This is a genomic window from Qipengyuania thermophila (genome assembly GCF_004153605.1).
GTDB lineage: Bacteria > Pseudomonadota > Alphaproteobacteria > Sphingomonadales > Sphingomonadaceae > Qipengyuania_B > Qipengyuania_B thermophila.
The window spans coordinates 715,860-742,087 of the sequence record NZ_SDSI01000001.1; the positions used below are offsets into that span (position 1 = coordinate 715,860).

The following is a 26,228-nucleotide window of genomic DNA, read 5'->3' on the forward strand; positions in this document are numbered from 1 at the left end:
CGGGCGGGCGGCCACGGTGTGCCCGGCGCCCTTTGCATGGAATGCGCGGCTTGAAAAGTGTGCGGGCACGCCGCATGTGCGACGCTCCTCCCATGATCGATCTGCAACCCCTTCGCGACGCGGTGCGTCAGGCCGGCCGGCTGGCGCTCGCCCACTGGCCCGGAGACGGCCACGCCGTCCGGGTGTGGGACAAGCGCCCGGGCGATCCAGTGAGCGACGCCGATCTGCGCGTGAACGACTTCCTCCATGAGGCTCTTTCGCGCGTCCTGCCGCAGGCAGGCTGGCTGTCCGAGGAATCGGCAAACGACCCGGCGCAGCGGACAGGGGAATGGGCCTGGATCGTCGATCCGATCGACGGCACCCGCGATTTCGTGCGCGGCCGGGCGGGGTGGGCCGTGTCGGTGGCGCTGGTGCGCAGCGGTGAGCTTGCCGCTGCCGTCCTCGAGGCGCCGGCGCGCGGCGAGCACTGGTGGGCGCTTGCCGGTGCCGGTGCATGGCGCAATGACGCGCGGCTGCGGGTGTCCGGCCGCCCGGCGCTGAGCGGTGCCCGTGTGCCCGCCGCGGACCTTGCCCGTGCCGATGGCCTGTTCGCCCGCGTGCCGCAGCCCAATTCGATCGCGCTGAGGCTCGGCATGGTCGCGGCCGGGGAAGCGGACCTCGTCGCCACATACCGCTGGGGTCACGTGTGGGACATCGCCGCGGCAACCCTGCTGGTGCGCGAAGCCGGCGGGATGGTGGCGGACGCTCTCGGCGTGCCGCCCGACTTCCGAACCGCAGATGGCCGCGTGTTCGGCGTCGTGGCCAGCACGCCCGCCCTGCTCGATCCGGCCGTGTCGCACATCGCCGAGCGGGCGCGCGCCGCGCTGCTCGGCACCTGAGGCGTGAGGGGCGGAGCGGTCCGCGCCGCTCCGCCCGCGCTTGGCCCTATGCCTTACTGCTGGGCCTGACGGATTTCCGCGTCGCTCAGCGGGATGATCTTGATCTCGACCCGGCGGTTCAGCGGCTCGGCGACATTGTCGCCGGTCTGCACACGCAGCTGCGTCTCGCCGAAGCCCTGGCTGCGGATGCGCGCGGAATTGACCCCGCGGCTGATGAGATGGCGGGCCACCGCCGAGGCGCGCTGTTCCGACAGGCGCTGATTGGCCTGGGCCGAACCGACCGTGTCCGTGTGACCGTACACGTCGATGAGGCTGTTGGGATACTGGACCAGATTGGCCGCCACGCGGTCGAGGATCTGCTGGAACTGCGGGCTGATGGTCGCGCTTCCGGTCGCGAACGTCACCCCGTCCGGAAGGTTGACGAGGATCGCCTGCCCGCCATCGGTTTCCGTCACATCGATGCCCTGGCCGGCGGTCTGTTCGCGCAGCTCGCGGATCTGCTGGTCAAGGCGATAGCCGACGACGGTGCCGACCGCGCCGCCACCGACAGCCCCGATGATGCGGCCCGTGCGCCCGCCGATCACCTGGCCGAGCAGCCCGCCGGCCGCCGCGCCGCCCGCGCCGCCAAGGACGGTGCGCGAAATGCGCTGCTCGCCCGTGTTGGGATCGGTGACGCACGCCGAAAGCGTCAGCAGCGACGCACTCGCCGCCAAGGTCGTGAACACCATCTTCTTCATGAGGATCGTTCCTTTTGTTGCCTGTCCCCGCAACGCGCCCACCTCGCGTGCTCTGTCGCTCAAAACCGTCGGCGCGGCGAGGTGTTCCAGAAGCCCGCACAAGACGCTGTGCCTCGGGACAATTGTTGCTAAGGTGGCCGCGTGACGAGCTTTCCGTGGACGGACGTGCTGATCATCCTCGCGCTCGTCGCGCTGAACGGCGTGTTCGCCATGTCGGAGCTGGCGCTCGTCTCGGCCCGTCCCGCCCAGTTGCGGGCGATGAAGGATCGCGGCAGCCGGGGGGCCGCAGCCGCGCTGGGCCTGATCGAACAGCCGGGCAAGTTCCTGTCCACCGTGCAGATCGGCATCACGCTGATCGGCATCGTGGCTGGCGCCTATTCCGGGGCGAGCCTGGGCCGGCCCTTGGGCGAGTGGTTGGCGGGTTGGGGCGTTCCGGCGGGGATCGCCGGGACAGCCGGATTTGCGCTGGTGATCGCGGTGACGACCTATGCCAGCCTGATCGTCGGTGAACTCGTGCCCAAGCAGATCGCCCTGCGCGCGGCGCCGGCCATCGCCAGCGCCGTCGCCGTGCCGATGGGCGCGCTCGCCCGCGTCGCGGCTCCGCTCGTGTGGCTGCTCGACATTTCCTCGCGGCTGGTGCTGCGCGCCCTGCGCGTCCGCCCCGCCTCCGATGGCCGGGTTACGGCCGAGGAGATGCAGATGCTGTTCGCCGAAGCGACCCATTCCGGCCTGATCGAGCGGGAGCAGGGACAGATGCTGGCCGGCGTGATCCGGCTGGCGGAACGGCCGGTGCGCGAGGTCATGACCCCGCGCAAGGAGATCGACTGGCTCGACCAGCATGCCGACGGGGAGCGGATCCGGGCGACGATCGCGGCCAGCCCCCACTCGCTGTTGCCGGTGGCGGACGGGTCGGTCGACAGGATCGTCGGCATCGTGAAGGTGCGCGATGTTCTCGGCGCCATGCTGGAAAGCGGCGAGGTGCGGCTGGAAGAGCTGCTGAAGCGCGCCGAGGTCGTGCCCGACCGGCTGGACGCGATGGATGCGCTGCGCGTCCTGCAGCAGGCCGAAGTCGCCATGGCGATGGTGCATGACGAATACGGGCATCTCGACGGACTGGTCACGCCGGCCGACCTGCTCGCCACCATCGCCGGCAGCTTTGTCAGCGACCAGGAGGCGGGGCTTGCGCCGGACGTGGTGGAACGTGCCGACGGTTCGCTGCTGGTCGCCGGCAGCATGCCGGCCGATGCGCTCGCCGACCGGCTCGGCATCACCTACGGACCGGACCGCGACTTCGCGACGGTGGCCGGGTTCGTGCTGGCCGTGCTGAGGAAGCTCCCGGAGGAAGGGGAGCAGTTCGAGGAGCAGGGCTGGTCGTTCGAAGTGGTCGATCTCGACGGCCGGCGGATCGACAAGCTGCTGGTGCGGCCGGCTGCGGCGTCAGCGGACGAGGCTCACCAGAACGCGGCGGCCTGAGCGTTCTTGAGTTCGCGGTTCGCGGTCACCACCGGGACGAGGTTGAGGACGCTGGCCGCCACCGCCAGCGGGAACCGGACCACCGCCCGCCCCGGCGGCATGCGGCGCAAGGGGTCGAGGCGCTGGAAGAGCAGGCGCGAGGGCACGACCCAGCGCCGCTGGCCCATGCGCCGGCGGATCAGGCGGGCGATCCAGTCGGGCGTCTCCTGGTTCCATTCGCGGATCAGCGCACCGGCGTGGCTCGTCAGCTTCAGCGACCAGAGCTCCTCGATGATCCAGCCAAGCATCACCGTGCCGAGTGCGACCCGCTTCTCGTGGCGGAAGTAGCCGGCCAGCGTGTGGGCCTCGTAGTAGTGGGTCGGCTGCACCGGGCTGATCACGCGCTCTTCCCGGTTGGGTTCGGTGAAGCCGTTGGTCTTGATCATGGCCGACAGGAACCCGTCCTCTCCGGGCAGGGGCACGGGAAGCCAGATCTTGCGCGCCTCCGCCGCGCTCAGCGCGTAAAGCGACCCGTTGAGCGCGTTGGGCAGGCGGGCATCGCTCGACAGGCCGAGCGACAGGCGGTCCAGGACGGTCTTGCGCGGCTTGGCGTGCAGATCCTTGATCATGTACCCGGTGACAGCACGCGCCTGCGGGTTGGCGCCGAGCAGGTGCAGCAGTTCGGCAATGGCGTCCACCCGGGCGAAGGTGATGTCCGCGTCGCAGAAGACGAACACGTCGGTGTCGGCGGAGGCGACGTCGTGAACAACGGTGTTCCAGGCGCGGTTCTTGCCGCTTTCGGGGGTGACGATCACCCGGTGCCGGACCGCACCTTCGGCACCGAAGCTCGCGCGGAGCGCGGCGCGCGCGCGCTCCGCCGTGTCGTCGCTGCAGTCATTGGCATAGACGAGCACCTCGAACCGGTGGGGAGCCGCAAAAAGCGTCTGACGGGCGAGATCGGCAATCATCGGCCCGATCGACCCGCCTTCGTTCCGCGCCAGGATGGCGACCGTCACCAGCATGCGCAAACCTCCCCCGGGTTCTCCTTCATGCGCTGCCACCGTGTGCAGAAGCGGAAGAAGGGGCGGCGTTTACAGGCATTTGGCAAAGGCCGCAGGGCAAGTCTTGCATCAATCCCGCATCGGGACAACCCACCCGGTGCGTGGTTCCGCGTGGGCGCGTGCCCCCGGCCTTCTGCGCCGCTCCACGGTCAGCAGATCAGGTGCGTGGTTGCGCGTGGGCGCGTGCCCCCGGTCAGCCCGGGATCACCGCCTGCGCCGACGCGCCTGCCCCTTCCGGAGCCGCGATGAGGTCGCGGGTCAGCACCGCCTTGTCGACCACGTTCGTCGCCGGTGCGCCCACGGACGAGCGGATGCCCGGCTCCGCCCGTCCGGCGCGCCCGATCACGCCGCTCTCCACCGCGCTGCGCTGCGCCGGACCGCCGAACAGCGCCTCCAGCGTCTGCTGCGCCGGGCTGTCTGTGGCCGGGCGCGGAGCACCGGGGGCGGGGGGCACGAGGTTGAAGTCGGGCGGCACGACGAGCGGCGCCTGCCGCTGCACGGCGAATTCGTCGGGGCGTTCGCGTCCCAGCACGCCGGTCGAGCCGCACGCGCCGAGCAGGGTGCAGCCTGCGAGAAGGGCAACAAGGGTCGGGGAACGGGTCATGTCGTGGTCCTGTCTGGGCCGGCCGGTCCGGCGGGTGAGGGGGTGCGAGCGTCTCGCACGAAGAACGCGCGCAGCAGGATGATGACGACACCGACGGAGATCGCGGCATCGGCAATGTTGAAGACGAGGAAGGGACGCCACTCGCCGATGTGAAAGTCGGCATAGTCGATGACGTAGCCGAAGAGAAAGCGGTCGCGGATGTTGCCGAGCGCGCCGCCGAGGATGAGCGCCAGGCCGAGGATCTCGCCCATGACGTGTTCGCGCATCATCCAGATGGTGACACCGACGGCGATGAGGAAGGTGACGACCACCAGCACCCAGCGCATCGTGTCGCTCGTCGCCTGCAGCATGCCGAGCGACACGCCGTGGTTCTCGACCCAGCGCAGGTCGAAGAACGGCAGCACGTCGATGACTCCGCGCTCCTGCAGCGCGAGGGGGCCGGACACGTACCATTTCACGAGCTGGTCGACGACAAAGATGCCGAGCGCAATGGACAGGCCGATGATCCGGTTGCGGGTGAGGACCGTTCTCATGCCGCCGCTTCCAGCCGCAGCACGGCCTCCTCGCAGCGCGGGCACAGCGCGCCGTCGCCGCTCACCTCCGGCAGCAGCCGCCAGCAGCGGCCGCATTTGTGATCTCCTGTCCGTGTCACGCGCACGCCTGCGCTATCATCCCTCGTGACTGACGCCGTGATGAACAGTTCCGCCAGCAGCGCATCGGAAAAGCCGGGCGGAACATCGGCTGCGGCAACGGTGACCTGCGCCTCAAGCCCGGACCGGATCGTCTTGTTCCGCCGGAGCGGTTCGACAGCCTCCATGACGCGCCCCCTCAGCGCAAGCAGCCGCGCGAAGCGGTCGAGCAGCACACCGTCGAGCCATGCGGCCGGAAGATCGTGCAGTTCGAGCAAATGGACACTGCCACCGGCCGGAAAGCGGCTCCGCCAAGCCTCCTCGGCGGTGAACACCAGAACCGGAGCGGCCATGCGGATCAGCGCGTGGAACAGGATGTCCATGACGGTGCGGCACGCGCGCCGGCGGACCGCGTCCGGAGCATCGCAATAGAGCACATCCTTGCGCACGTCGAAGTAGAACGCCGACAGGTCGTCGTTGCAGAATTCGCTCAGCACACGGACATAGGTGCTGAAGTCGAATTCCCGGATGGCCGTGCGCAGACCCGCGTCCACCTGCGCGAGACGGGCGAGGACGTAGCGTTCAAGCTCGGGCATGTCGCCGACCGCGAGCCGCTCGGCCTCGGTGAAGCCGTACAGCGCGCCGAGCAGGTAGCGGAAGGTGTTCCGGAGCTTGCGGTACTGGTCGCCGACGCCTTTGAGGATCTCGTCGCCGATACGGTGATCCTCGGTGAAGTCGACCGACAGCGCCCACAGGCGGATAATGTCCGCGCCGTAGGTTTCCATCACCTTCAGCGGGTCGACGGTGTTGCCCAGGCTCTTGCTCATCTTGCGCCCGTCGGCGGCCATGGTGAACCCGTGGGTCAGCACCTGATTGTAAGGCGCGCGGCCCCGCGTACCACAGGATTGCAGCAGCGAGGACTGGAACCAGCCGCGATGCTGGTCACTGCCTTCGAGATACAGGTCCGCGGGCCAGGAGAGGTCCGGCCAGCGGCCCGATTCCAGGACAAAGGCGTGAGTACAGCCCGAATCGAACCAGACATCGAGGATGTCCGTCACCATCTCGAAGTCGTCGGGCGCGTGGGCCGGGCCCAGCAGCGCGGCCTTGCGGTTCTCGTCCCAGCCGTCGACGCCGTGCTCGCGGATGGCGGCGACGATGCGGGCGTTGACCTCAGGGTCGACCAGATAGTCGCCCGTGCGCCGGTCGATGAAGAGGGTGATGGGAACGCCCCAGGCGCGCTGGCGCGACAGCACCCAGTCGGGCCGCCCTTCCACCATCGAACGGATCCGGTTGCGGCCCTTTTCCGGCACGAAGCGGGTGTCCGCAATGGCGGCGAGGGCAAGCTCGCGCAGGGTGGGGCTGGCGCACCGGCCCTCGTCAGCCGGGTCGAGGGCGCCGCCCTCGCCCTCCCAGCGCTTCTCCTGCCGGGTCTTGGGGGAGACGTGCGTCAGCACCTTGTCCATCGGCACGAACCATTGCGGTGTGCAGCGGTAGATGACCTTCGCCTTGGAGCGCCAGCTGTGCGGGTATGAGTGGCGGTATTCGGATGCCGCCAGCAGCGCACCCGCCTCGCGCAGGTCCGAGCAGATCGGCCCGTCCGGCGCGTTGAACTTCGCGTTGATGACGCTGCCCTGCCCGCCGAGCCATGCCCAGTCGTCGCGGTAGCGTCCGTCCGCCTCGACCGCGAACACGGGATTGATCCCATGCGCCTTGCACAGCTCGAAATCGTCCTCGCCATGGTCGGGCGCCATGTGAACGAGGCCGGTGCCGCTGTCGGTGGTGACGAAGTCGCCGGGGAGCAGCGGGCGCGGGGTGGCGAAGAACCCGCCAAGATGGTGCATCGGGTGGCGGACCAAGGTGCCGGCGAGGTCGGAGCCTAATATCCGCCGGCCAAGAGGCAGAGGTTCCGCGTCATTGAATTCCACGATCTCAGAATACGGACCGGACTGATCAGAAAATGTCGTTGTTCTTTTCCGGCCACGTAAGCGAAGCCATGCCGCAGTTAACAGCGATTCTGCAATAAGAAGCTTCTTACCCTCCCATTCAACAATTCGGTAGTTAGTGGTCGGCCCGTAAGCGATCGCCTGATTAACCGGAATGGTCCAAGGCGTCGTGGTCCAGATCACCGCATGCGCACCGACCAGTTCCGGGATCGGCGACTCCTCGATCTCGAACGCCACGTCCACCTGGGTGGAGACGATGTCCTCGTACTCGACCTCAGCCTCGGCCAGCGCGGTGCGTTCCACCGGCGACCACATCACCGGCTTGGCCCCGCGGTACAGCTGCCCGCTCTCCGCGAACTTCAGCAGTTCGGCGACAATGGTCGCCTCCGCCTCCGCGTCCATGGTCAGATACGGGTTGTCCCAGTCGCCCAGCAGGCCGAGGCGCTTGAGCTGTTCGCGCTGCACATCGACCCAGTGCGCGGCATAGGCGCGGCATTCGGCGCGGAACTCCGCGGGCGGGACCGCATCCTTGTCGCGCTTCTGCTTGCGGTACTGCTCCTCCACCTTCCACTCGATCGGCAGGCCGTGGCAGTCCCAGCCGGGCACGTATGGCGCATCCTTGCCCAGCAGGGATTGCGTGCGCACCACCATGTCCTTCAACACATGGTTCAGCGCGTGGCCGATATGCATGTCGCCATTGGCGTAGGGCGGGCCGTCGTGGAGGATGAACTTCTCGCGCCCCCGGCGCGCCTCGCGCAGCGCCTCGTAGAGCCGTTCCTCCTGCCAGCGGGCGAGGATCAGCGGCTCCTTCTGCGGCAGCCCGGCCTTCATCGGGAAGTCGGTGCGCGGCAGGAACACGGTGTCGCGCCAGTCGCGGGCGGCGCCGTCGGAGGGAGAGGGTCTGGCCGGATCGGTCATCGCGTGCCGGCGGATAAGAGGCTTCGTGCCTGCGCGCAATCGCGTTCCATCTGGGCCGTCAGCGCGTCCAGACTGGCGAAGCGCGCCTCGCCGCGCAGGAAGTGGTGGAAGGCAACCTCGATCTCCTGCCCGTACAGGTTTCCGGCGAAGTCGAAGAAGTAGGGCTCCAGCAGCTCCTTGGGCGGCGCGAACTGCGGCCGGATGCCCAGATTGGCCGCCCCCTGCAGGATCTCTCCCGTGGCGAGCACCCGGCCGGTCACCGCATACACGCCGTAGGCGGGTCGCAGGTAGTTCTCCATCGACAGGTTGGCCGTCGGGTAGCCGATGCTGCGTCCGCGCTTGTCGCCGTGCTCGACGACGCCGCGGACGGCGAACGGACGGGTGAGCAGGCGCGCAGCCTCTCCCGGGTCGCCCGCCCGCAGCGCAGCGCGGATGCGGCTGGAGGAGACCGGCATGTCCCCATCAAGCACGGCCTCCACCGTGCGCACGGTGAGGCCGAGCGGCTCGCCCGCAGCACGCAGCAGCGCGACGTTGCCGCGCGCCCCCTTTCCGAAGGTGAAGTCGGTTCCGGTGACGACGCCGTGTGCGCCCAGCCGGCCGAGCAGCAGCTCGGTGACGAACGCCTCCGCCGTGGTCGCCGCCAGCGCGGCGTCGAAATGGAACACCAGCATCGCGGTTGCGCCGGCGGCGAGATACAGTTCGTGACGCTGCTCCAGCGTCGTCAGGCGGAACGGGGGCACATCCGGCTTGAAGAACCGCACCGGATGGGGGTCGAAGGTGGCGACGATGACCGGGCGGCCTTCGCGGCGCGCCCACCCGATCGCCTCGGCCGCAACCGCCTGATGTCCCCGGTGAAAGCCGTCGAAATTGCCCAGCGCGATGATCGCGCCCCGCAAAGGGTCGGGCAGACGCTCGCGATGGTCGAGCCAGCGCATCAGACCGCCACCCGGCCGTGGCGCCGACGCTCGCGCGTGTAGGTGAGGAAGGAGAACGCCGGCTGCGTGGCGGTGGCCGGATGATCCTCGCGCACGCGTTCCACCCACTCCGGCCCCAGCGGCGGCATCACCGTGTCGCCGGCGTAATCGGCGTGCACGGCGGTGAGTTCGACCCGCTGGCTGCGCGGCAGCAGCAGGGCGAAGATCTCGGCGCCGCCGATCACCGACACCACGCCGTCGCCCGCAAGGGCGAGCGCTTCGTCCACGCTATCCGCGACCTCGCAGCCCTTCGCGCGCCAGCCTGCCTGCCGGGTGAGGACGATGTGGCGCCGGTTCGGGAGGAGGCCGGGCAGACTGTCGAAGGTCCGCCGCCCCATGACCATCGGCGTGCCCATGGTCAGGCGCTTGAACCGCCGCAGGTCGTCCGGCAGGTGCCAGGGCAGCGTGCCGTCGCGGCCGATGACGCCGTTGCGGGCGCGGGCATAGAGACACACGATCTCCTGCGTCACGTCCGGTGTCCTCCCGTGCCGCCGCGCCAGAGCCGGGTCACATGGCCCATCTTGCGCCCCGGCAAGGCGTCCTTCTTGCCGTAGAGGTGGAGATGGGTGTCCGGCTGCGACAGCCAGTCATGCGCCTCGTGCAGGCGAGGGCCGATGATGTTGTGCAGCGCGATCCGGTCGGCAACCGTCCGCGTGTCGCCCGCAGGCAGGCCGCAGATCGCCCGGATGTGCGCATCGAACTGGCTCGTTGCGGCGCCTTCGATGGTCCAGTGCCCGGAATTGTGCACCCGCGGCGCCATCTCGTTGAACACCGGCCCCTCTAGTGTGGCGAAGAACTCGAGCGTCAGCACGCCGACATAGTCCAGAGCGTCAGCCACCTGCGCGGCAAGTGCGCGGGCCGCCCCTGTCTGCGCCGTCACGCAGGCCGGCGCCGGAAGGGTCGAGGTCGCGAGCATCCCGTCCCGGTGCACGTTGTGCGGGCTGTCCCAGAACCGGTGGTCGCCCGTCCGGCTCCGCACGAGGAGCACGGAAAACTCGGCCTCGAACTCGACCTGCTTCTCGCAGATCAGCGGGACCTGCGGCAGGTCCAGCGCCGCAGCCTCGGCGCGGCTGCCGATGCGCCACTGGCCCTTGCCATCATACCCGTCGCGCCGGGTCTTGAGGATGGCTGGCGTGCCCAGCTGTTCCAGCGCGGCGTCGAGATCTGCGGGCGTATCCACCGGGACGAAAGGCGCCGGCGTGCCCCCAAGGCCGGCGACGAAGCGCTTCTCCTGCAGCCGGTCCTGCGCCACCTCCAGCGCGCGCACGGGCGCGGCGAGCTTCGGGGCGAGAGCGGTCAGGGGGGCGGTGGGCACGTTCTCCCACTCCCAGGTCACGACATCGCAGCGGTCGCCGAAGCGGGTCAGCGCCGCCATGTCGTGCCAGTCGTCGTTGCACCAGCCGGCGCTGACCTCCGCCGCGACCGAAGGGGTTTCCGGTGAATAGATCAGCACGCGGTAGCCAAGCTGCGCCGCCGCCAGACTCAGCATCCGGCCCAGCTGTCCGCCACCGAGAATGCCGATCGTCGCGCCCGGCGCCAGCATCACCCCTGCGGCCGCTCGGCCACGGCTTCGCTGCGTGTGCGGCGCCATTCGACCAAGCGCGCGGCGAGCGGCGCGTCGTTGAGCGCGAGAATGGCGGCGGCGAGCAAGCCGGCATTGGTCGCGCCCGCCTCGCCGATGGCAAGGGTGCCGACCGGAACGCCGGCGGGCATCTGGACGATCGACAGGAGGCTGTCCTGTCCCGACAGCGACTGCGAGCGCACCGGCACGCCCAGCACCGGCAGCGGCGTCAGGGCCGCGAGCATGCCGGGCAGGTGCGCGGCGCCGCCGGCTCCGGCGATGATGACCCGGAACCCCGCCTCGGCGGCGCTCCGCCCGAAGGCGAACAGCCGCTCGGGAGTGCGATGGGCCGAGACGATGCGGGCGTCATGGCCGATGCCCAGGGCTTCCAGCACGTCAGCCGCGCAGCGCATGGTCGACCAGTCCGACTGGCTGCCCATGCAGATCGCGACCGGCGGTGCGGCGGGCGTCATCCGCGGTCCTTGAGGTAGAAGCGTTCGCCCGGACGCATGTCGGCCCCGAAGGGGTACACGATCGGCTGCCCGGTCGGAATTTCCAGCTGGGTGATCTCCTCGTCCGAGATGCCCGACAGGTGCTTCACCAGCGCCCGCAGCGAATTGCCGTGCGCCGCGACCAGCACCGTCTGTCCGCCGGCGAGGCAGGGGCGGATCGCCTCGTTCCAGTAGGGCAGGACGCGCGCGATCGTCAGCGCGAGGCTCTCGGTCGCCGGTATGCTGATGCCGGCGTAACGCGGATCCTTCGCCAGGTCATAGGGCCCGCCGGCCTGTGCCGGCGGAGGCGGGACGTCGAAGCTGCGGCGCCAGACATGGACCTGCTCCTCGCCATGCCGCTCGCGCGTCTCCTGCTTGTCGAGCCCGGTGAGCGCGCCGTAGTGCCGCTCGTTGAGACGCCAGTGCTTGTGCTCGGGCACCCACAGCCGGTCACAGGCCTCGAGCGCCAGGTGGAGGGTCTTGATGGCGCGCTTCTGCAGCGAGGTGAAGGCCACGTCGGGGCGCAGTTCATGCGCGGCGAGCAGGGCGCCGGCAGCCGTGGCTTCCTCGACGCCCCGGGCGGTGAGGTCGACGTCCCACCAGCCGGTGAAGCGGTTCTCGAGGTTCCACTGGCTCTGGCCGTGGCGGACAAGGATCAGCGAGGGCACGCGCGCTCCATCAATGAACGGCAGCGGGAGCGTGCTGCAACCGGCTGCGCGGGAGGGCTGCGGCCTAGCTGCCTTCGCCGTCTTTGGGAAGAGGCTCGCCACCAGGCGCGGGCGTCGGAGCGGCGTTGAGGGCGCGTGCCTGAGCCTTGCGGCGACGAAGGTTGTCCCGCAGGCGCGCAGCAAGGCGCTCCTCGCGGGTTGACAGGGACGCGCTGCCTTGCGGAGTGGGTCGGGTCATGCTTCGACAACCTAGCGTCACGGCGCCTGCCGGCCAAGCGGTGCTTGACAAGCTGCGATGCCGGCTCAATAGGCCGCGCCTTGCGGCGCCCCAAGCGAGAATCGGCGTCCGGGCTGCTGTAGCTCAGTGGTAGAGCGCACCCTTGGTAAGGGTGAGGTCGGGAGTTCAATCCTCCCCAGCAGCACCATTCAGATCAGCCATGCGCCTCCGGGCAGGAGCCGGGCCGCGTCTCGTTACGCGGCGCGCGAACGGCGCGCGCCAGGCCGGTCCGCCTTGAGCCAGCGAACGAGGCGCCGGGCGTCCGCGACCGGAAGCAGCCACTGCGCATGGAGGAAGGCGCGCGCCTCGTCCTGATCGGCAAGGGCGTCGATCACGGCACGAAGGGTTCCTTCCTGCGGCGTGAGATCTTCGCTTCCCGGACGGGCGAGACGGAAACTGCGCCGCCCGCGCGAGTCGAGCAGGTCGAGCACCCGCCTCGCTCTCCAGATGTCGACCTGGTCGCGGGGGCAGGAGCGGCATTCGGAAGTGCCGGCCCGGAGCCGGCGCATCACTTCGATCATTGTCACCTCATTCGCCGCTAATGAGAATGAGACGCAACAGATCAAAATGCAAGTGCGAAGCGGCAGAGCCGGCTTGCACCGGCTGCGCCGCTCGTCATCGCGACGGGGACTCAGGCGACCTGGCGCTGTTCCTCGCGTGGCACGAATTCCCCGCACCAGTCGTCATGGGCGACAGTCGGCCAGTGTGCCTTCTTGTCTCCTTCCGCCGGCGACGGTGCGTACCGGCGGCATTCGCTTTCCCGCGTCTGGTAGAAGCGACAGTGTCCACACTCCATGACAACCTCCTGCTGATCTCGTCTGTCCGTTACCTCCTGAATGATCGAGTTGCAAGAAAAGTTCCTTGACGACATCGGATTCTACTTTGCGAGTAGTTATCAGTGACAAGAAAAGAAACGCTACTGACTTTGATACTCGTTCGCAAAACTGACGGTCCGGGCTTGCTGCGGAGGACCCTTGCGCCTGTTCGGCGATTGCCGGACAAGGCCGCATGCACTCCGACGCGCCCGCGCATCCTGCGGACACACCTCTGTCGCCCCTCGATCCCCGATTCGTGTCGCTGCTGCGCGTCGCCATGGGACGGTGGGCGCTGCTCCTCCTTGCGGCGGCGTTTGCTGGGGAAGCGGCCGCGGGCCTGCCGGCCGGCCTGCTGACGCTGCCGGCGCTTCTGATCAGTGCGGTGCTGGTGGCCGTGGTGCCGGGGCGGCAATACCGGCGCTGGGGCTACGCGCAGGAGGGTGACCATCTGCGCGTCGCCCGCGGCTTCGTCTTCCACAGCGATCATGTCGTGCCGTTCACGCGTGTCCAGCACATCGACGTCACCCGCGGCCCGCTGGAGCGGGCGCGCGGGCTGGGAACGCTGACGCTGTACACGGCAGGCACGCACAACACCTCTGTCGTGCTTCCCGGCCTCGCCCACGAGCAGGCCCTTGCGATGCGGGAGTCGATCCGCGCCCGCATTCCGCGCCGCAGCGCATGACATCCGTCACCGTTCCACCGGCGGGATCGCGTCACCGGGCGCCGCCCCTGCGCAGGACCGATCCGCGCTCCCTGCTGGTGACGATGGTGTCGGCGCTGCCGAACATGGCGGTGCCGATTCTCGCGCTGCTCTTCTCGACCCGGGGCGATCGTCTTCCGCCGAGTGTCGTGGGCAGCGGGATCGTGCTGCTGGCGCTGCTGCTGGCGCTGGCCGCATGGCTGCGCTGGCATCGCACGCAGTTCGCCATCGGCACCGACTACATTCGGCTGGAAACCGGGCTTCTGGCGCGGTCCGCGCGGTCGCTGCCTTTCGACCGGGTGCAGGATGTTAGCCTTGAGCAGCCTCTCCTTGCCCGCATGTTCGGCCTCGCGGCGGTGAAGTTCGAAACAGGCGCGGGAAAGGGGGAGGACCTGTCGCTCACCTACCTTCCGCTTGCGGAGGGAGAAGCGCTGCGCGATGCGGTGCGCCGTCGCCGCGATGATCACCGGATCGCCGGCTCGCCGTCCGGGGCCAAGGGCGGCGACGCGTGCCCGGATGACGAGGAAAGCGTGCTCTTCGCCCTGTCCACCCGCCGCCTCTTCGCGCTGGGGCTGTTCCGGTTCTCGCTCGTCGTGGTCGCTCTGCTGGCCGGTGCGGTTCAGCAATTCGACTTCCTGCTGCCCTTTGACCCGTATGCGCCGGACACATGGGAGGCCTTCCTGGCCGGACCCGGATCCCGGCTCGCGGCAGCCGGAGCGGGTGCACAGACGCTGGGCGCCCTGCTCGGCGCGGGCGTTCTGCTGCTGATCGGGATTGCGACCGGCATGGTGCGCACGGTGCTGACGGAGTGGGGATTTACCCTGACGCGCAGCCGCCAGGGCTTCCGCCGCCGGCGCGGGCTCCTGCACGTCACCGACGTGGTGATGCCTGTGCACCGGGTGCAGGCGGTGCTCGTCACCACCGGGATCGTCCGCGCGCGGCTGGGCTGGTACGGAGCCAAGTTCGTCAGCCTTGCCGGCGACGCGGGCGCGGGCGATCATGTCGTCGTGCCGCTCGGCCGCTGGGCCGAGGTCGGCCTCGTGGCCGCGGCGGCCGGTTTTCCGCTCCCGGATGCCGGCACCATGTGGACCAGGGTGTCGCCTCTTCATCCGCCGCTTCAGGCGCTGGCCACGGCCGGACGGTGGGCCGTGCTGGTGCTGGGCGCTTCGGCAGTGCTGTCGATTGCGCCCGTGGCGGCGACCGTCCCTGCGGGTCCGTGGATCCCTGCCCTGATCGCGCTGGCGGTGCTGCGGACCGCCTGGGTCTGGCTCGAGGCGCGCCGGCAGGAGTGGTCCCTTGACGCAACCCATCTTCGAAAGCGGGGCGGCTGGCTGTCCCCCCGGCTGCAGGTGGCAGACCGTGAAAGGATCCAATCGGTGACACTGCGCCGCGGCCCGCTGCTGGGGGCGCTGGGCCTCGTCGATGTGCATCTGGGCATTGCCGGCGGCCGGCTGATGATTCCCGCTCTGCCTCTGCCGCAGGCGCGCCGGCTGCGCCACGCGCTGCTGGACAGCATGCGCAAGCGGGATTTCAGCGCGCTCGTGTGAGTCAGGCCGAGGCGCGCAGATGGCTCCATTCCGGATGACGCCGGAATTGTGCCTCCACATAGGAGCACGCCGGCACGATGGTGAAGCCCTGCGCCTCGGCGTCCGCGACCAGCGCCTCGACCAGCCGCGCCGCAATGCCCTGGCCGCGCAGGGCCGGCGGGACGCCGGTGTGGGTGGCGATCCGCACCGCCGGTCCGCGCGGCCGCCAGGTCAACTCGCCCGTCTCCGTGCTGCCGCCGGCATGGGCGATGTAGGCGCCGCCGTCGGCATTTTCGCGGCAGGTGATGGTGATGTCGTGGGCCATGGCGGGCGAACTCCTTCTTGCACCCAAGCGCCCGGCGGCTAGGGGCGTTCCCCATGACTGCCAGCCGCTCCTTCCTGTCCGACAACGCGGCCCGGGTCCATCCGGCCGTCTGGTCCGCGCTGCGCGAGGCCGACGCGCCGGATGCGCCCTATGATGGCGACGCGCTCAGCCGGCAGCTGGACGAAAGCATGAGCGCCGTCTTCGGCCGGCCCTGCGCGGTGCTGTGGGCGGCCACGGGCACTGCGGCCAACTGCCTGGCGCTTGCGACGCTCGTGCAGCCTCACGGCGCGGTCGTGTGCCACCGGGACGCGCATGTGGAGGTGGACGAGGGCGGCGCGCCCGGATTTTTCCTTCACGGCGCCAAGCTGCTGCTGGCGGAGGGTGAGGGGGCGCTCCTCACCCCCGCGGCGATCGACGCCGTCATCGATCCCGTCCGTCCGGACGTCCATCAGGTCCAGCCGCACGCGATCAGCGTCACCCAGGCGAGCGAGTACGGCCGGGTCTATCGGCCGGCCGACATCGCCGCGCTGGCGCAATGCGCGCGGCGGCGCGGGCTTGGTCTTCACGTGGACGGAGCGCGGTTCGCCAACGCGGTCGCGTTTCTCGGCTGCACTCCGGCCGAGGCGGTGGGCGGCGCCGACACGCTCGCCTTCGGGTTCATCAAGAACGGTGCCATGAGCGCCGAGGCCGTGGTGCTGTTCGCCCCCGAGGCGGCCGACCTCGTCCGCTACCGCCGCAAGCGGTCGGGGCATCTCCAGTCCAAGGGGCGGTTCCTCGCCGCGCAGATCCTTGCCATGCTGGAGGAGGATCTGTGGCTCGCCAACGCCAGGGCCGCCAATGCGGCCGCGGCCGAGATTGCCCGCGCCTGCGGCGGGCGTCTGCTCCATCCGGTCGAAGCCAACGAAGTGTTCGTGCACGTGACCGAAGCCGAGCGCGCGGCCCTCAGGCGGCAGGGTTTCGGCTTCTATGACTGGGGCGCGGACGCGGCCCGGTTCGTCACCGCCTGGGACACGCCGATGGACGCGGCACAAGCGCTGGCGCGCGCGATCGCCGCGCTGTGAGAGCGCCGTCGGCCACCGAGGCTGCTGCCCCGCCCGGACGCGTGCCGGCCGCGCCGCCTCACGCGCTGCTCCGGCCGGCCGTGGCGCTGCCGCTGTTGCTGGTGGCGCTGATCTGGGGGAGCACGTGGATCGTCATCACCGGGCAGATCGGCAGCTATCCGGCCAGCTGGTCGGTGGCCTACCGCTTCGCCATCGCCGCTCCCGCGATGTTCGCGCTTGCTCTCCTCACGCGCCGCTCGTTGCAGATCGGGCGGGGCGGGCATGGTCTGGCGCTGCTGCTCGGCCTGTTCCAGTTCTGCGGCAATTTCCAGTTCGTCTACCGGGCGGAGCTGCACATCACGTCGGGCATCGTGGCGGTGCTGTTCTCGCTGATGATCGTGAGCAACACGGTGCTGGGGCAGCTGCTGCTCAAGGAACGGGTGACGCCGCGGTTCTACGCCGGGAGCGCGGTCGCGCTCGTCGGGGTCGCCCTGCTCCTGCTGCACGAGGCTCGTGCCGCGCCGGCCGGCGGCAATGTCCTCCTCGGCATCGGCCTGGCGCTCGGCGGGATCCTGTCCGCCAGCGTTGCCAACATCCTGCAGGCGCGTCCGGCGGGGCGGAACGTCGCCATGGCGAGCCTGCTGGCCTGGGCGATGCTCTACGGCGCTGCCTTCAACGCGCTTGCCGGGATGTGGGAAGCCGGCTGGCCGGACCTGCCGCGCGAGGCGGCGTTCTGGCTCGGCACGGCGTGGCTGGCGCTGGCGGGGTCGGTGGTCACCTTTCCCCTGTATTACGGCCTCATCCGCCGGATCGGTGCGGGCCGTGCGGCCTATCAGAACATCCTGGTGATCATCATCGCCATGCTGATCTCGACCGCGCTTGAGGGTTACCGCTGGTCGGCGCTGTCCGTTGCCGGCGGGCTGCTCGCGCTGCTCGGGATGGGCATCGCTCTGCGGGCGAAGTCGGTTCCGGTTTCCGTTTCGGACAGCAGGGCGGCCAATCCTTCGCGGAACGTCGGATAGCGTGGTGTCCAGCCGAGCAGCCGGCGCGCCTTGCCGCTGGCGACCCGGCGACTGGCCGCGTAGAACGCGCGCGCGGCCTCGCCGAGCCTCGCCTCGTCGGGAGTCAGCAGGGGCGGCAGCGGGGCGCCGAGCAGTCGGCAGGCGTGCTCGACCACACGGGCGGCACTCGCCGGCTCGTCATCCGCGATGTTGAAGACTCCTGCCGGCGCGTCGCGCGTCACGGCCGCCAGCAGCGCCGCCACGATGTCGTCGACATGAACGCGGCTGAACACCTGTCCGGGCAGGGCGATGCGCTGTGCCCGCCCCTCCCGCACCCGGTCGAGCGCGCTCCGGCCCGGTCCATAGATCGCCGCCAGCCGGAACACCCGCGCGCCGCGCCGCCGCCAGCCCGCCTCGCAGCGCAGGCGCGTCGCGTTCCCCGCGCCGGCCGGCGGCGTGTGCTCATCGACCCAGGCGCCCTGGTGATCTCCGTACACGCCGGTGGACGACAGATAGCCAAGCCACGCGTGCGCCAGATGGGGCCCGAATCGGCGCAGCACCGGATCGTCTCCCCCATCAGGCGGGACGGTGGACAGGACGTGGCTTGCCCGGGCAAGAGCGGCTTCCACCCCGCGCCGGTCGTCGAAGGCAAGCGTTCCGTTGCCGCCGCTCGCCTCCACGACCCAGCCGCGACTGCGCAGCGTGTCCGCCAGCCGCCTGCCGGTGTAGCCGGCGCCGAAAATGAACATTCTCATGGCAGCGCCGTTGTAGCGCGTGTCCTGCCCAGCACCACGTCGGAGAGCCACGTCCATGGACCTTGCCCGCAACCCGTCCGAGCCCGACGGGAACCCGCATCTGGCGGACGCCGCGCCGGAACCCGCGCGGCCGCAGATCTTCCGGCGCGAGGACTACCGGCCGTTCGGCTGGCTCGTGCCGCGCACGCAGCTGCACTTCGACCTGTCCCTCGATGGCACCCGGGTGAGATCGCAGCTCACCCTCGAGCGGAACCCCGACGCCGCCGCAGAGCCCGGCATCCTGCTGAACGGCGACGGCCTGACGCCGCTGGCGGTGAGCGTCGACGGGGTGCCGTGCCGCGACTGGCGGATGGAGGGCGACGACCTGCGCATCCCGCTTGTGGGCGATGCCCACGAGGTCACGATCGACACGCGGCTCGATCCCTCCGCCAACACCCAGCTGATGGGGCTGTATGCGAGCAACGGCATGCTGTGCACCCAGTGCGAGGCGGAAGGGTTCCGGCGGATCACCTTCTTTCCCGACCGTCCGGATGTGCTGTCGACCTACACCGTGCGTCTGGAGGCGTCCCGTGGCGAGTTCCCGGTCCTGCTGGCCAACGGCAATCCGGTGGAGAAGGGCACGCTCGACGGCGGGCGCCACTACGCCGTGTGGCACGATCCTTGGCCCAAGCCCTCTTACCTGTTCGCCGTCGTGGCCGGCGATCTCGTGGCGCGGCGCGACCGGTTCACCACCATGTCCGGCCGTGAGGTGGACCTCGCCATCTGGGTTCGCGCGCCCGATCTGGCGCGCACCGCGCACGCGATGGACTCGCTCAAGCGGGCGATGCGCTGGGACGAGGAGGTGTTCGGGCGTGAATACGACCTCGACCAGTTCAACATCGTGGCCGTCAGCGATTTCAACATGGGCGCCATGGAGAACAAGGGGCTGAACATCTTCAACACGAAGTATGTCCTGGCCGATGCGGAGACCGCGACCGACAGCGACTTCGACGCGATCGAGGCGGTCATCGCCCACGAGTACTTCCACAACTGGTCCGGCAATCGCGTCACCTGCCGCGACTGGTTCCAGCTCAGCCTCAAGGAAGGCTTCACCGTGCTGCGCGACCAGTTGTTCAGCGCCGACATGGGCTCGGCCGCGGTGAAGCGGATCGAGGAGGTCCGCGTCCTGCGTTCGGTGCAGTTTCCCGAGGACTCCGGCCCGCTCGCCCATCCGATCCGGCCGGACACCTACCGCGAGATCAGCAACTTCTACACCGCGACCGTCTACAACAAGGGCGCGGAGGTGATCCGCATGGTCCGCACCATGATCGGACCGGATGCGTTCCGGCGCGGCTGCGACCTGTATTTCGATCGCCACGACGGCGAGGCGGCGACCTGCGAGGATTTCGTCCGGGCCATGGAGGACGCCTCCGGCGCCGACCTCTCCCGCTTCCGCCTCTGGTACGCGCAGGCCGGCACTCCGCGGGTGACGATTTCCTGCCGGCGGACCGGCGGGACGCTGGCGGTCACGGTCGCGCAAACGGTGCCGCCCACTCCCGGCCAGCCGGTGAAGCAGCCGATGGTGGTGCCGCTCAGGGTGGCGGTGTTCTCGCGCGAATCGGGACGGCGCGGCGCCGAAGAGCTGCTCGTCACTGACCGGGCGGAAGCGACGTTCACCCTGCCGCCCCCAGAGGGAGACGCGGTGCTGTCGGTCAACCGCGGCTTCACGGCGCCCGTCATCGTCCAGCGCGCGGTTGCGCAAGAGGATCTGCTGTTCCTCGCCCGTCACGACGACGATCCGTTCGCGCGAAGCGAGGCGGTGCAGGAGCTGGTCGTCGGTCATCTGGTGGGGGTTGTCGAAGGACGGCTCGACACGCGGAGCGCGGCGGCGGGACGCGACGCGATCGCGCAGCTGTTCGGCGCCATCCTCTCCGACGCGCGGATCGACGACCTGATGCGCGCGGAGCTGCTCACCCTGCCCGGCGAAACCTATCTCAGCGAACAGGTGGAACGGGCTGACCCGCAGCGGATCTTCGACGCGCGCGAGGCGCTGAAGGCGCATCTCGGAACGGTGTTGTGGACAGCCATGGCCGGCACCCATGCGCGCTGTGCGGCCGCGGCAGACGGGTTCGATGCACCCGCGAAGGGCGGGCGGCGGCTGAGGTCGCTGTTGCTCACCTTCGCGGCGGCGGCGCGACCCGGCGAGGGAGCGGATCTGGCTTGGGCGCAGTACCAGGCCGCCACCACCATGACCGACCGTCAGGGTGCGCTGATGGTGCTTGCCGGACTGCGGCATCCGACGCGCACGCACGCCCTGCTGGATTTCTACACCCGGTTCCGTGACAATCCGCTGGTGATCGACAAGTGGTTCGCCATCCAGGCGATGTCGCTGCATCCGGAGGTGACGCACCATGTCGAGGCGCTGGCGGCGCACCCGGCGTTTTCGCTTGCCAATCCCAATCGCGTGCGGGCGCTGTTCATGTCCTTCACCACGACGGCCGCCGGCTTCCACGCAGCCGACGGCAGCGGGTACCGTCTGATCGCCGATCTCGTCCGGCGGCTCGACCCCGTCAACCCGCAGACCGCGGCGCGGTTCGTGCCGCAACTGGGGCGGTGGCGCCGCTTCGAGCCGGGACGGGCCGCGCTGATGCGGGCCGAGCTGGAGCGGATCGTCCGGACGCCGGGCCTGTCACGCGACACGGCGGAGCAGGTCGACCGTGCGCTCGACTGACGGGCCAGAGCGGATCGAGGCCGAGGCGCTTCGTCCCGCGCTTCACGGCTTCTTCGGGCGGTCCCCCGCCTGGCGCGAGGAGGACGGAGTCGAGCAGGCCGCCGCGCAGGAGCGGAGCGCGGCTGCGGTGCTCGTGCCGGGTCGTCCCCTGATCCGGCTGCGGCAGGTGCATTCGGCCACCTGTCTCGTCGTGGACGGCGACGGGAGCGCCGTGGCGGGACGCTGCGGCGACGCTCTCGTCACGCGGTCGACCGGCGTCGTGCTGGGCATCGTGACGGCCGACTGCGCGCCCGTGCTGCTGGCGGATCCGGCGGCCGGAGTGGTGGGCGCAGCCCATGCCGGCTGGCGCGGGGCGGTGGCCGGGGTGCTGGAAAACACGGTTGCGGCCATGGTGCGGCTGGGGGCCAGCCGAGAGAACGTCCGCGCCGTCGCCGGTCCGGCGATCGCCGCGCAAAGCTACGAAGTCGACGAGCCGTTCCGTGCGCACTTCGCGGCCGACGATGCGCGCTTCTTCGCTGCGGGGCGCCCCGGCCACTTCCGGTTTGATCTGCCCGCCTTCGTCATCGAGCGGCTGCGCCGCGCCGGTGTCGGTCATGCCGAGGCGCTGGCGCTCGACACGTTCGCCCTGCCGCAGCGTTTCCACTCCTATCGCCGCGACCGGCAGAGCGGCGCGGCCGGCACGGGGCGGCAGCTCAGCGCGATTGCGCTTCCCGCTCCCCGGCACTGAGCAACACCGCCGGACGAAAGGCGGTTGGCAAGAAGTCCGCCAACGGCTAATGGCGCGTACCGGCCGGTTCACCGCCGGCGGTCCGCCGTTTTCCGGACGCCTTGCCCGCCGGGCTCCGAGTGTCCGGGTCGGCGGCGTTGCGCCGGGCGCCGAGGCGGCGGCGGAGCCGAAGAAGATCGAGGTCGCCGGTCCCTGCCACGGGGCATGGCAGCAGCCGAAGCAGGATGAAGCGAGCGCATATGGCGGACACTGGGGCAGACATTCCGATCCGGCGGGTGGACGGGGCCGCCACTCCGGATGGAGACGGTGACGGGGTCCGGCGGCGCGATTTCATCAACATCGCCGCGGTCAGCGCGGCCGGCGTGGGCGGCCTTGCGGTCCTGTACCCGCTCATCAGCCAGATGGCGCCCTCGGCGGACGTGCTGGCGGAAAGCACCACCGAGGTCGATGTCAGCGCCATCGAGGCCGGTCAGGCGATCAAGGCGATCTTCCGCAAGCAGCCCCTGTTCGTGCGCCGCCTGACGCCGCAGGAAATCGAGGAGGCGAACGCGGTGCCGGTGGGCAGCCTGCGCGACCCGGCGACGCTCGCCGACCGGACGAAGCCCGGCCATCTCGATCTGCTCGTCACCATGGGCGTGTGCACCCATCTCGGCTGCGTTCCCCTCGGCGCGGGCGAGGGCGAGAACCGCGGCGAATACGGCGGCTATTTCTGCCCCTGCCACGGATCGCACTACGACACGGCCGCGCGCATCCGGAAAGGTCCGGCGCCCACCAATCTCGTGGTGCCGGACTACGAGTTCACGTCGGACACGACCATCGTCGTCGGCTAGTTGAGAAAGACACGTCATGAGCTTTCCCTGGGCCAAGGAATACCAGCCGCGCACCGGCCTCACCCGCTGGATCGACGAGAAGCTGCCCCTGCCGCGCCTCGTCTACAACGCCGTCGGAGCGGGTTACCCCGTGCCGCGCAATCTCAATTACATGTGGAATTTCGGCGTTCTGGCCGGCTTCTGCCTGGTGCTGCAGATCGTCACGGGCGTGGTGCTGGCCATGCACTACGCCGCCAACACGGAGGTCGCGTTCGCTTCGGTCGAGCACATCATGCGTGACGTGAACTGGGGCTGGCTGATGCGCTATGCCCATGCAAACGGCGCGTCCTTCTTCTTCGTCGTGATCTACCTGCACATCTTCCGCGGCCTGTTCTACGCCTCCTACAAGGCGCCGCGCGAGATGATCTGGATCCTGGGCGTGGTCATCTTCCTGCTGATGATGGCGACCGCCTTCATGGGCTATGTGCTGCCGTGGGGACAGATGAGCTTCTGGGGCGCCAAGGTCATCACCGGCCTGTTCGGCGCGATCCCGCTGGTCGGCGAATCGATTCAGGTGTGGCTGCTGGGCGGCTTCGCGCCCGACAACGCGGCGCTGAACCGGTTCTATTCGCTGCACTTCCTGCTGCCGTTCATCATTGCCGGCACGGTCATCCTGCACATCTGGGCGCTGCACATCCCCGGCTCGTCCAATCCGACCGGCGTGGAGATCAAGAGCGAATCCGACACCGTCCCGTTCCACCCCTACTACACGGTCAAGGACGGCTTCGGGCTGGGCGTGTTCCTGCTGGTGTTCCTGACCTTCGTGTTCTTCCTGCCCAACGCGCTCGGGCACCCGGACAACTACATCGAGGCCAATCCGCTCTCGACGCCGGCGCACATCGTGCCGGAATGGTATTTCTGGCCGTTCTACGCCATCCTGCGCGCCTTCACGGTCGATTTCATCCTGTCGGCGCAGCTCTGGGGCGTCATCGCGATGTTCTCGGCCATCCTGCTGTGGTTCTTCCTGCCCTGGCTCGACCGCTCGCCGGTGCGTTCGGGGCACTACCGGCCGCTGTTCCGCAAGTTCTTCTGGTTCGGCCTCATCCCGGCCATGGCAGTGCTGTTCTATGCCGGCGGCGCGCCTGCGGAGGAGCCCTACGTGATGCTGAGCCAGATCGCGACCGCGTACTACTTCCTGCACTTCCTGGTGATCCTGCCGATCATCTCGGCGATGGAAACGCCGGAGCCGCTGCCCTACTCCATCACGGAAGCGGTGCTGTCGTCCGACAAGAAGCCGGTGCTGGGCGAAAACACTGCTCCCGCGACCTGAGCGCGGGAAAGATTACGGAAAGTTGACGCGATGATCCGCCTGGTAAGCATCTTTGTCGGTCTCGGCTTTGCGTTCGTGGCGCTGTTCGCGCTCGGCAACGGCGTGGTCTCGGCCATCACCGAACCGGTGTCCAAGCCGCCCGAATACAAGTTCCACCTCCACCCGCGGCAGGTGAACTTCTCCTTCGAGGGGCCCTTCGCGCGCTGGGATCTCGCCCAGCTCCAGCGCGGCTACAAGGTCTACAAGGAAGTGTGCGCGGCGTGTCACTCGCTGAACTACGTCGCCTTCCGCAATCTCGCGCAGCTCGGCTATGACGAGGGGCAGGTCCGCGCCGAGGCGGCCAGCTGGCAGGTGCCGGGCATCGATCCGCAAACCGGCGAGGCAACCACGCGGCCCGGCCTGCCGACCGACAATTTCCCCTCGCCCTATCCCAATGACGTCGCGGCGGCGGCGGCGAACAACAACGCCATTCCGCCCGACCTGTCGCTGATCACCAAGGCGCGGCACGACGGGGCGGACTACGTCTATTCGCTGCTCGTCGGCTATGCCGATCCGGCGACCTTCCAGGTCGATGGACAGACCATCCAGCAGGCGGCGCCGGAGTTCACCACCGGACCCGGACTGCACTTCAACCCGTACTTCCCCAACCTCAACATCGCCATGGCGCCGCCGCTCACCAGCAAAGGCCAGGTGACGTTCGACGACGGCACGGAAGCCACCATCTCGCAGATGTCGCAGGACGTGGCGGCGTTCCTGATGTGGACGGCGGAGCCTTCGCTCATCCACCGCAAGCAGACCGGCTGGGCGGCGCTCGGCTTCGTGCTGTTCGCCACCGTCCTCGCCTATCTCGCCAAGCAGCAGATCTGGGCACCGGTGAAGCCGGAGAAGGCGCGCCGCCGCAGGGCCGGCAACGCCTGAGCGCAGCGGGGGCGACGCGGCGGAACGCGGCGTGAGGGACGAGGAGCGCGCGTGTCTGAGCGACGACGCAGACCGCCTGCTCGCCCTGATCCCTGTCGTGCCGGACTTTCCGCGGCCGGGCATTGCCTTCCGCGATCTCGGCCCGCTGCTGGCGAACGCCGACGCCTTGCGCTGGTGTTCCACGATCTTGGCCGGACGGGTGCGGGAAAGCGGCGCGACCCATGTCGCCGGGATCGAGGCGCGCGGCTTCATCATCGGGGCCGCGGTGGCGCGTGACGCCGGCTGCGGCTTCGTGGCCCTGCGCAAGCCGGGCAAGCTTCCGGGCCGCCCGCTGTCGCGCGCCTATGCGCTGGAGTACGGGGCGGACCGGCTGGAGCTGGATCCGGGACTGCTGCCGCCGTCGGCGCGCGTGGCGGTCATCGACGACGTGCTCGCCACCGGCGGCACGGCCCGCGTCGCGGTCGGACTGATCGAGGAAGCGGGAGCGCACGCCGTCATGGCCGGCTTCGTCGTGGCAATCGCGGCGCTTGGCGGAGCGGACACGCTGCGCGTTCCGGTGCGGCGGCTGCTGGACGTCTGAGCCGCGGCGACCCGATGCCGCTTGACGGACAGGCTGCTCCGGTGGCATCTGGCGATCCGCGCGGGTATAGCTTAGTGGTAAAGCCCTAGCCTTCCAAGCTAGTTATGCGGGTTCGATTCCCGCTACCCGCTCCATCTTTTCCGCGCCGCGCAGGGGTGCGTCATTCCTCCAGCTCGACATCCCAGTAGAGCCAGTCGCGCCATGTCTCGTGCAGGTAGTTGGGCGGGTAGCACCGGCCGTGCTGCTGCAGCTGCCAGCTTGTGGGCCGGACCGGGGCGAGGTGCAGCATCATCCGGGCCTGTGCAGGCGTCCGACCACCCTTCTTCATGTTGCACGGAGCGCAGGCGGTGACGATGTTCTCCCATGTGGTCCGGCCACCCAGCCGGCGGGGCACGACGTGGTCAAAGGTGAGCGGCTCGGTGCGGCCGCAATACTGGCAGGCGAACCGGTCGCGCAGGAACACGTTGAAGCGCGTGAACGGCGGGAAGGCCGACGGCTTCACGAACTGCTTCAGCGCAATGACACTCGGGATCTTCATGTCGAGCGAAGGGGAGTGGACCGCGCGCTCGTAGGACGCGATGATCGACACGCGATCGAGGAACACGGCCTTGATCGCGGTCTGCCACGGCCACACGCTGAGAGGGTAGTAGGACAGGGGCGTGAAATCCGCGTTGAGCACCAGGGTCGGACAGGCGGACGGCGAGCGCAGCGGATCTTCGGCACTGGACCGGAAGCGGGCGGTCCGTTCGATGAGATCGGCGTGGAACATGCGTGCCTGTTCTCCTGCGCGTGCGATGAA

The 26,228-nt window shown here is 69.4% G+C and carries 26 protein-coding genes, 2 tRNA genes and 1 pseudogene; 14 read left to right on the top strand and 15 right to left on the bottom strand.

Going from position 1 to position 26,228, the window contains the following annotated elements:
- Nucleotides 1-74: 74 nt before the first annotated feature.
- The gene (locus tag ETO60_RS03400) at nucleotides 75-878 is read left to right on the top strand and encodes an inositol monophosphatase family protein (RefSeq protein ID WP_315850263.1); all 804 of its coding nucleotides are present in this window, start codon (nucleotides 75-77) and stop codon (nucleotides 876-878) included.
- Between the two features lie 53 nt (nucleotides 879-931).
- On the opposite strand, the gene ETO60_RS03405 is transcribed toward ETO60_RS03400, so the two are convergent.
- Nucleotides 932-1,606 (bottom strand): OmpA family protein, encoded by a 675-nt coding sequence (locus ETO60_RS03405; protein WP_234026320.1) that lies wholly within the window; start codon nucleotides 1,604-1,606, stop codon nucleotides 932-934.
- Between the two features lie 150 nt (nucleotides 1,607-1,756).
- Here ETO60_RS03405 and ETO60_RS03410 point away from each other — a divergent pair, with 150 nt between their 5' ends.
- Nucleotides 1,757-3,088, top strand: a complete 1,332-nt coding sequence (locus tag ETO60_RS03410; RefSeq protein ID WP_130002648.1) for a hemolysin family protein — start codon at nucleotides 1,757-1,759, stop codon at nucleotides 3,086-3,088.
- On the opposite strand, the gene ETO60_RS03415 is transcribed toward ETO60_RS03410, so the two are convergent.
- The 9 genes from ETO60_RS03415 to gpmA all read right to left on the bottom strand — a co-directional run bounded on the left by ETO60_RS03415 (nucleotide 3,067) and on the right by gpmA (nucleotide 11,916).
- Nucleotides 3,067-4,089: a glycosyltransferase family A protein gene (locus ETO60_RS03415; protein ID WP_130002650.1), complete on the bottom strand. Its 1,023-nt coding sequence runs from the start codon at nucleotides 4,087-4,089 to the stop codon at nucleotides 3,067-3,069. The two genes, ETO60_RS03410 and ETO60_RS03415, sit on opposite strands and share 22 nt — an antisense overlap.
- 232 nt (nucleotides 4,090-4,321) lie before the next feature.
- Complete coding sequence (locus tag ETO60_RS03420) at nucleotides 4,322-4,732, bottom strand: DUF3035 domain-containing protein (protein WP_130002652.1); 411 nt, start codon at nucleotides 4,730-4,732, stop codon at nucleotides 4,322-4,324.
- On the bottom strand, nucleotides 4,729-5,265 hold the full coding sequence (lspA, locus tag ETO60_RS03425) for a signal peptidase II (protein ID WP_130002654.1): 537 nt from the start codon (nucleotides 5,263-5,265) through the stop codon (nucleotides 4,729-4,731). Before lspA ends, ETO60_RS03420 begins: the two co-directional genes overlap by 4 nt.
- Nucleotides 5,262-8,222: an isoleucine--tRNA ligase gene (ileS, locus tag ETO60_RS03430; protein WP_130002656.1), complete on the bottom strand. Its 2,961-nt coding sequence runs from the start codon at nucleotides 8,220-8,222 to the stop codon at nucleotides 5,262-5,264. Before ileS ends, lspA begins: the two co-directional genes overlap by 4 nt.
- A complete protein-coding gene (locus ETO60_RS03435) occupies nucleotides 8,219-9,157 on the bottom strand; it encodes a bifunctional riboflavin kinase/FAD synthetase (protein ID WP_130002658.1) in 939 nt (312 codons plus the stop codon). Before ETO60_RS03435 ends, ileS begins: the two co-directional genes overlap by 4 nt.
- A complete protein-coding gene (locus ETO60_RS03440; RefSeq protein ID WP_130002660.1) occupies nucleotides 9,157-9,666 on the bottom strand; it encodes a dihydrofolate reductase in 510 nt (169 codons plus the stop codon). Before ETO60_RS03440 ends, ETO60_RS03435 begins: the two co-directional genes overlap by 1 nt.
- Nucleotides 9,663-10,739, bottom strand: a complete 1,077-nt coding sequence (locus tag ETO60_RS03445) for a 5-(carboxyamino)imidazole ribonucleotide synthase (protein ID WP_130002662.1) — start codon at nucleotides 10,737-10,739, stop codon at nucleotides 9,663-9,665. The genes ETO60_RS03440 and ETO60_RS03445 overlap by 4 nt, the downstream gene beginning before the upstream one ends.
- On the bottom strand, nucleotides 10,739-11,230 hold the full coding sequence (purE, locus tag ETO60_RS03450) for a 5-(carboxyamino)imidazole ribonucleotide mutase (RefSeq protein ID WP_130002664.1): 492 nt from the start codon (nucleotides 11,228-11,230) through the stop codon (nucleotides 10,739-10,741). Before purE ends, ETO60_RS03445 begins: the two co-directional genes overlap by 1 nt.
- Complete coding sequence (gene gpmA, locus ETO60_RS03455) at nucleotides 11,227-11,916, bottom strand: 2,3-diphosphoglycerate-dependent phosphoglycerate mutase (protein ID WP_130002666.1); 690 nt, start codon at nucleotides 11,914-11,916, stop codon at nucleotides 11,227-11,229. Before gpmA ends, purE begins: the two co-directional genes overlap by 4 nt.
- A gap of 350 nt (nucleotides 11,917-12,266) precedes the next feature.
- Here gpmA and ETO60_RS03460 point away from each other — a divergent pair.
- Nucleotides 12,267-12,341, top strand: a tRNA-Thr gene (locus tag ETO60_RS03460).
- Nucleotides 12,342-12,387: 46 nt separating this feature from the next.
- Here ETO60_RS03460 and ETO60_RS03465 read toward each other — a convergent pair.
- Both ETO60_RS03465 and ETO60_RS11190 read right to left on the bottom strand, forming a co-directional pair.
- The gene (locus ETO60_RS03465) at nucleotides 12,388-12,714 is read right to left on the bottom strand and encodes a hypothetical protein (protein WP_130002668.1); all 327 of its coding nucleotides are present in this window, start codon (nucleotides 12,712-12,714) and stop codon (nucleotides 12,388-12,390) included.
- A gap of 110 nt (nucleotides 12,715-12,824) precedes the next feature.
- Entirely contained in the window at nucleotides 12,825-12,989 is a 165-nt protein-coding gene (locus tag ETO60_RS11190) for a hypothetical protein (RefSeq protein ID WP_165362097.1), read from the bottom strand.
- A 212-nt stretch (nucleotides 12,990-13,201) separates the two neighbouring features.
- Between ETO60_RS11190 and ETO60_RS03470 the strand changes: the two genes are divergently transcribed.
- Nucleotides 13,202-13,690: a PH domain-containing protein gene (locus ETO60_RS03470; RefSeq protein WP_130002670.1), complete on the top strand. Its 489-nt coding sequence runs from the start codon at nucleotides 13,202-13,204 to the stop codon at nucleotides 13,688-13,690.
- Nucleotides 13,687-15,255 carry a PH domain-containing protein gene (locus ETO60_RS03475; RefSeq protein WP_130002672.1) on the top strand — a complete coding sequence of 523 codons (1,569 nt, stop codon included), beginning with the start codon at nucleotides 13,687-13,689 and terminating at the stop codon, nucleotides 15,253-15,255. The genes ETO60_RS03470 and ETO60_RS03475 overlap by 4 nt, the downstream gene beginning before the upstream one ends.
- A 1-nt stretch (nucleotide 15,256) precedes the next feature.
- Here ETO60_RS03475 and ETO60_RS03480 read toward each other — a convergent pair whose 3' ends face one another.
- Nucleotides 15,257-15,559, bottom strand: a complete 303-nt coding sequence (locus ETO60_RS03480; RefSeq protein ID WP_130002674.1) for a GNAT family N-acetyltransferase — start codon at nucleotides 15,557-15,559, stop codon at nucleotides 15,257-15,259.
- Between the two features lie 53 nt (nucleotides 15,560-15,612).
- Here ETO60_RS03480 and ETO60_RS03485 point away from each other — a divergent pair, with 53 nt between their 5' ends.
- Together ETO60_RS03485 and ETO60_RS03490 are read left to right on the top strand one after the other, a co-directional pair.
- Nucleotides 15,613-16,620 carry a threonine aldolase family protein gene (locus tag ETO60_RS03485; RefSeq protein ID WP_130002676.1) on the top strand — a complete coding sequence of 336 codons (1,008 nt, stop codon included), beginning with the start codon at nucleotides 15,613-15,615 and terminating at the stop codon, nucleotides 16,618-16,620.
- A 41-nt stretch (nucleotides 16,621-16,661) separates the two neighbouring features.
- Nucleotides 16,662-17,573: pseudogene (locus ETO60_RS03490) on the top strand (DMT family transporter); the annotation flags it as partial.
- On the opposite strand, the gene ETO60_RS03495 reads toward ETO60_RS03490, so the two are convergent.
- Nucleotides 17,486-18,355, bottom strand: a complete 870-nt coding sequence (locus ETO60_RS03495) for an SDR family NAD(P)-dependent oxidoreductase (RefSeq protein WP_234026297.1) — start codon at nucleotides 18,353-18,355, stop codon at nucleotides 17,486-17,488. The pseudogene ETO60_RS03490 and the gene ETO60_RS03495 overlap by 88 nt on opposite strands.
- Before the next feature lie 55 nt (nucleotides 18,356-18,410).
- Between ETO60_RS03495 and pepN the strand changes: the two genes are divergently transcribed.
- From pepN to ETO60_RS03530, 7 genes are all read left to right on the top strand, one after another.
- Nucleotides 18,411-21,065, top strand: a complete 2,655-nt coding sequence (pepN, locus tag ETO60_RS03500) for an aminopeptidase N (RefSeq protein ID WP_130002678.1) — start codon at nucleotides 18,411-18,413, stop codon at nucleotides 21,063-21,065.
- On the top strand, nucleotides 21,052-21,792 hold the full coding sequence (gene pgeF / locus ETO60_RS03505) for a peptidoglycan editing factor PgeF (protein ID WP_130002680.1): 741 nt from the start codon (nucleotides 21,052-21,054) through the stop codon (nucleotides 21,790-21,792). Before pepN ends, pgeF begins: the two co-directional genes overlap by 14 nt.
- 239 nt (nucleotides 21,793-22,031) lie before the next feature.
- Nucleotides 22,032-22,622 (top strand): ubiquinol-cytochrome c reductase iron-sulfur subunit, encoded by a 591-nt coding sequence (gene petA / locus ETO60_RS03510; protein WP_130002682.1) that lies wholly within the window; start codon nucleotides 22,032-22,034, stop codon nucleotides 22,620-22,622.
- Nucleotides 22,623-22,638: 16 nt separating this feature from the next.
- The gene (locus tag ETO60_RS03515; protein WP_130002684.1) at nucleotides 22,639-23,931 is read left to right on the top strand and encodes a cytochrome b; all 1,293 of its coding nucleotides are present in this window, start codon (nucleotides 22,639-22,641) and stop codon (nucleotides 23,929-23,931) included.
- Between the two features lie 30 nt (nucleotides 23,932-23,961).
- Nucleotides 23,962-24,849, top strand: a complete 888-nt coding sequence (locus ETO60_RS03520) for a cytochrome c1 (RefSeq protein ID WP_130002686.1) — start codon at nucleotides 23,962-23,964, stop codon at nucleotides 24,847-24,849.
- Between the two features lie 31 nt (nucleotides 24,850-24,880).
- On the top strand, nucleotides 24,881-25,429 hold the full coding sequence (locus ETO60_RS03525; protein WP_234026298.1) for an adenine phosphoribosyltransferase: 549 nt from the start codon (nucleotides 24,881-24,883) through the stop codon (nucleotides 25,427-25,429).
- A 60-nt stretch (nucleotides 25,430-25,489) separates the two neighbouring features.
- Nucleotides 25,490-25,563: transfer RNA gene (locus ETO60_RS03530), tRNA-Gly, on the top strand.
- Between the two features lie 26 nt (nucleotides 25,564-25,589).
- Here the strand turns inward: ETO60_RS03530 and ETO60_RS03535 are convergent.
- Nucleotides 25,590-26,198 (bottom strand): HNH endonuclease, encoded by a 609-nt coding sequence (locus ETO60_RS03535; protein WP_130002688.1) that lies wholly within the window; start codon nucleotides 26,196-26,198, stop codon nucleotides 25,590-25,592.
- Nucleotides 26,199-26,228: the final 30 nt, after the last annotated feature.

Excerpts from the sequence above, each read along its gene's own strand:
- pepN (WP_130002678.1), top strand. The coding sequence starts at position 18,411 with ATGGACCTTGCCCGCAACCCGTCCGAGCCCGACGGGAACCCGCATCTG.
- ETO60_RS03405 (WP_234026320.1), bottom strand. The coding sequence starts at position 1,606 with ATGGTGTTCACGACCTTGGCGGCGAGTGCGTCGCTGCTGACGCTTTCG.
- ETO60_RS03435 (WP_130002658.1), bottom strand. The coding sequence starts at position 9,157 with ATGCGCTGGCTCGACCATCGCGAGCGTCTGCCCGACCCTTTGCGGGGC.
- ETO60_RS03520 (WP_130002686.1), top strand. The coding sequence starts at position 23,962 with ATGATCCGCCTGGTAAGCATCTTTGTCGGTCTCGGCTTTGCGTTCGTG.
- ileS (WP_130002656.1), bottom strand. The coding sequence starts at position 8,222 with ATGACCGATCCGGCCAGACCCTCTCCCTCCGACGGCGCCGCCCGCGAC.
- purE (WP_130002664.1), bottom strand. The coding sequence starts at position 11,230 with ATGACGCCCGCCGCACCGCCGGTCGCGATCTGCATGGGCAGCCAGTCG.
- ETO60_RS11190 (WP_165362097.1), bottom strand. The coding sequence starts at position 12,989 with ATGGAGTGTGGACACTGTCGCTTCTACCAGACGCGGGAAAGCGAATGC.
- petA (WP_130002682.1), top strand. The coding sequence starts at position 22,032 with ATGGCGGACACTGGGGCAGACATTCCGATCCGGCGGGTGGACGGGGCC.
- ETO60_RS03485 (WP_130002676.1), top strand. The coding sequence starts at position 15,613 with ATGACTGCCAGCCGCTCCTTCCTGTCCGACAACGCGGCCCGGGTCCAT.
- ETO60_RS03480 (WP_130002674.1), bottom strand. The coding sequence starts at position 15,559 with ATGGCCCACGACATCACCATCACCTGCCGCGAAAATGCCGACGGCGGC.
- ETO60_RS03475 (WP_130002672.1), top strand. The coding sequence starts at position 13,687 with ATGACATCCGTCACCGTTCCACCGGCGGGATCGCGTCACCGGGCGCCG.
- ETO60_RS03515 (WP_130002684.1), top strand. The coding sequence starts at position 22,639 with ATGAGCTTTCCCTGGGCCAAGGAATACCAGCCGCGCACCGGCCTCACC.
- ETO60_RS03415 (WP_130002650.1), bottom strand. The coding sequence starts at position 4,089 with ATGCTGGTGACGGTCGCCATCCTGGCGCGGAACGAAGGCGGGTCGATC.
- ETO60_RS03470 (WP_130002670.1), top strand. The coding sequence starts at position 13,202 with ATGCACTCCGACGCGCCCGCGCATCCTGCGGACACACCTCTGTCGCCC.
- ETO60_RS03445 (WP_130002662.1), bottom strand. The coding sequence starts at position 10,739 with ATGCTGGCGCCGGGCGCGACGATCGGCATTCTCGGTGGCGGACAGCTG.
- ETO60_RS03400 (WP_315850263.1), top strand. The coding sequence starts at position 75 with ATGTGCGACGCTCCTCCCATGATCGATCTGCAACCCCTTCGCGACGCG.
- ETO60_RS03495 (WP_234026297.1), bottom strand. The coding sequence starts at position 18,355 with ATGAGAATGTTCATTTTCGGCGCCGGCTACACCGGCAGGCGGCTGGCG.
- ETO60_RS03420 (WP_130002652.1), bottom strand. The coding sequence starts at position 4,732 with ATGACCCGTTCCCCGACCCTTGTTGCCCTTCTCGCAGGCTGCACCCTG.
- ETO60_RS03535 (WP_130002688.1), bottom strand. The coding sequence starts at position 26,198 with ATGTTCCACGCCGATCTCATCGAACGGACCGCCCGCTTCCGGTCCAGT.
- ETO60_RS03465 (WP_130002668.1), bottom strand. The coding sequence starts at position 12,714 with ATGATCGAAGTGATGCGCCGGCTCCGGGCCGGCACTTCCGAATGCCGC.
- lspA (WP_130002654.1), bottom strand. The coding sequence starts at position 5,265 with ATGAGAACGGTCCTCACCCGCAACCGGATCATCGGCCTGTCCATTGCG.